At 58.8% G+C, this 3,243-nt stretch carries 4 protein-coding genes; all 4 read left to right on the top strand.

The window, feature by feature from the left end; all coding sequences use genetic code 11:
• Nucleotides 1–281 (top strand): hypothetical protein (locus ACI38B_RS08020; RefSeq protein WP_439730280.1); only part of this gene is annotated, 281 nt, incomplete at its 5' end.
• Between the two features lie 28 nt (nt 282–309).
• On the top strand, nt 310–891 hold the full coding sequence (gene dcd, locus ACI38B_RS08025; protein WP_015449560.1) for a dCTP deaminase: 582 nt from the start codon (nt 310–312) through the stop codon (nt 889–891).
• A 409-nt stretch (nt 892–1,300) separates the two neighbouring features.
• Nucleotides 1,301–2,503: a MalY/PatB family protein gene (locus ACI38B_RS08030; protein WP_439730281.1), complete on the top strand. Its 1,203-nt coding sequence runs from the start codon at nt 1,301–1,303 to the stop codon at nt 2,501–2,503.
• Nucleotides 2,504–2,821: 318 nt separating this feature from the next.
• Nucleotides 2,822–2,992 carry a hypothetical protein gene (locus ACI38B_RS08035; protein ID WP_439730282.1) on the top strand — a complete coding sequence of 57 codons (171 nt, stop codon included), beginning with the start codon at nt 2,822–2,824 and terminating at the stop codon, nt 2,990–2,992.
• The last annotated feature ends 251 nt before the right edge of the window (nt 2,993–3,243 follow it).

Genomic DNA, 3,243 nt, shown 5'->3' on the forward strand with positions numbered 1-3,243 from the left:
CCCCGGTGGAGGGTACCACCGGGGAGGAGAGAAAGGAGAGAGAAGAAGAAAAAGGGGTTGAATTATCGGGAACTGGTGTTCCTGATCAGCTGTTTGCTGACATGTTCTATGAAAACTCACGATGCTGTGGGCAACTCGATGTTTTCCTGAAAGTATTCTGTCAATACTGTGCTGAAGTCGTGATAGTGCGAGAAGGGATCCGGCAACCGATGGCCGCGCCGCCGCGTACACTGGCATACAGTGAATCCGTGGCCGCGCCCGCAAGCCGGCGGCCGCGATGAGAGCATTGTAATTGCCAAGGAGAACCTCATGCTGCTGTCCGACCGTGACATCCTCGCCGCACAGGCCGACGGTCATATCTCGCTCGACCCGTGGACGCCCGAGATGGTGCAGCCCGCTTCCATCGACGTGCGTTTGGATCGTTTCTTCCGCCTGTTCAACAACCACGCCTACACCTATGTCGACCCGGCTGAAAACCAGGGCGCGCTGACCGAACAGTTCGAAGTCCAGCCCGACGAGCCGTGGATTCTTCACCCCGGCGAATTCGCGCTCGCCTCCACATGGGAGTATGTGAAGCTCGACCCGACTATCGCCGCCCGTCTGGAAGGCAAGAGCTCGCTCGGCCGTCTGGGTATTCTCACCCATTCCACCGCCGGTTTCATCGATCCCGGTTTCGAAGGGCATATCACGCTCGAGCTGTCGAATGTGAGCACTTTGCCGGTCAAACTGTGGCCGGGCATGAAAATCGGCCAGATGTGCTTCTTCCAGCTGAGCTCCCCCGCCGAACACCCATACGGGTCGAAGGGTACCGGCTCGCATTATCAAGGACAGCGCGGGCCGACCCCGTCGCGTTCGTATATCAACTTCTACCGCGCGAAAGTCGACGACTGAGCCTCGGCAGTCCCTGCATCGCTCACGTACCGCTGGTATTCGGACGCCGGTATTTCGACGGCATGTTTGCGTGTTGTGGATTGTCTGTCTGTGATTTGCGTGTCTGCGGCCAGTGATTTCGATGACTGAGTCGCCCGTAATCGCTTGCGGACGCTTGAAACCGTTCGGAATTACCCGCACGCGTGTCGTCGTTACCTATCGTCACTTATCGTCGCCCATTGCCAATCGTCGTCACGCGTGTCATCATGCGCCCCGCTGCCCGTGCCCCGCCATCACGCAACTTGTCATCCCGTGACATATCGGCAATGCGTGCGAAACGAGATTCGCCTACTACAGCAAGGGTATTCGGATTCCCAAATGTCTGGAATTACGGAGCCCCGCCACAAGCCACACCCAAGGAGAGTTTGGAATGACCTACGATTTCACGTCGCTGATGGAACGGCACGGCAAGGACGCGCTCGCCGTCGATGGTCTGGGTTCCCAGCCGGGATTTGCTCCGGATCCGCCGAAACCCGGCTTCGACGTGATTCCCATGTGGATCGCCGACATGAACTTCCCTACGGTTCCCACCATTCCACAGGCGATTATCGAGCGTGCGAAGCATCCGGCTTTCGGATATTTCCAGATGAGCGACGAGTATTTCGATGCGATTGTCGGCTGGCAGCGCGACCGCAACGGCGTCAGCGATATTCCGCGGGAGGCGATCGGCTATGAGAACGGCGTGCTCGGCGGATTGATGTCCGCCGTCGCGGCGTTTGCGGCTCCCGGAGACAAGATTCTGCTGCACAGCCCCACTTACGTGGGATTCACCATGGCGCTGGAAAATGCGGGATACGCCATTGAACACAGTCCGCTCAAGCTTGACGAGCATGGCGTGTGGCGTATGGATTTCGACGATATGGACCGTCGTCTCAAAGAGCATCACATCCATGTGGCGGTATTTTGCAGCCCGCACAATCCTTGCGGCCGTGTATGGCAGCGGTGGGAAATCGAAAAGGCGATGGAGGTGTTCCGCCGAAACGATTGCGTGGTCGTCTCCGATGAAATCTGGTCGGATATCCTGCTTGACGGGCATCGGCACATCCCCACGCAAACGGTGAGCGAGGATGCGAAGCGTCGGACGGTAGCCTTGTACGCGCCGTGCAAGACCTTCAACGTGTCCGGCTTGGTCGGCGCGTATCACATCATCTATGACAGCTATCTGCGCGACCGGGTTGAGGCGCAGGCGTCAAAGTCCCATTACAACGAGGCCAATGTGCTCGCCATGCACACGCTGGTCGGCGCCTATACGCGGGAAGGCCGCCAGTGGCTTGACGAGCTGCTTGCCGTGTTGTCGCGCAACGTGGGGCTCATGTTCGATTACCTGTCGTCGGTGGATGGCGTGGAACTCGCCCGGCCGGAAGGTACGTACATGCTGTATCTGGACTGCTCGCGCTGGTGTCGGGAGCACGGCGTGACCATCGGGGAGCTTGAGAAGCGCGGCTGGGATGTGGGCGTCGCTTGGCAGGACGGTGTGATGTTCGGCATGCCGGACTCCATCCGCATGAACGTGGCGCTGCCGGAAAGCCGTGTGCGCGAAGCGATCCGCAGACTGCAAGAATACGTGTTCTGAGTGGTTGCGGTCTGAGGGTTGTGGTCCGGGTGTTGTGTTCTGAGTGCTTGCAGGTTCAAGTCGCAAGGCGTTGTGACCGTCCGGTCGTCGGTGTTGCGGGTCGGGTGTCTGCGGATTGAAATCCTGGTGCGGGTGAGTTCCTGGTGTGGCTGTGAAGTTTCGGGTGTGGGTGAGTTCCGGACGCAGCTGAAATCCCGGGGTGCTGGGCGGTCGAGCGTCGTTTCACTGCCGGTTCGCCCGCTCGCCGTGATTGTGGCGCTCGCCGTGTTCGCTGTCGGCGGTGGTTGTGTCGGTATTGCGGCGGCTAGCATGGAAGACATGGCAGATGTGAAGATGATGGGTCCGAATGAGTTGCGTGAATACGCGAAACGCGGCCAACGCGAGCATGATGAGGTGAACAAGGAATTGGAACGTCGTTGGCATTCATACGACGGCTTCCTGCCGGACGCGCCCTTCAAGTCGATTCTCGACAGCAGCGACGACGAGTGAGTGACTGCCTGGTTGGTCGGGTTGTTGGTTGGCGGCTGATTGATTGTTTGATTGTTTGATCGATTGCCAACTGCCCTATCTCTCTGCTGTGCGACTGTGGTGTTGCATGGCAGACAGATACCGACCCTTCTCGATTCTGCCGGGTGGCTTTCTGCTTGCTGTGTGACTGTGGTGTTGCACGGCAGTGAGATACCAAGCCGTTCCGGCGTGATTGGACGGCTTTCCTTCTGCTGTGTGATTGGGGTGTTGCA

This window comes from Bifidobacterium sp. (genome assembly GCF_051876855.1).
Classification (GTDB): Bacteria; Actinomycetota; Actinomycetes; order Actinomycetales; family Bifidobacteriaceae; genus Bifidobacterium.

Bases quoted from the DNA above. Each gene is read 5' to 3' on its own strand.
- dcd (WP_015449560.1), top strand. From the start codon at position 310: ATGCTGCTGTCCGACCGTGACATCCTCGCCGCACAGGCCGACGGTCAT.
- ACI38B_RS08030 (WP_439730281.1), top strand. From the start codon at position 1,301: ATGACCTACGATTTCACGTCGCTGATGGAACGGCACGGCAAGGACGCG.
- ACI38B_RS08035 (WP_439730282.1), top strand. From the start codon at position 2,822: ATGGCAGATGTGAAGATGATGGGTCCGAATGAGTTGCGTGAATACGCG.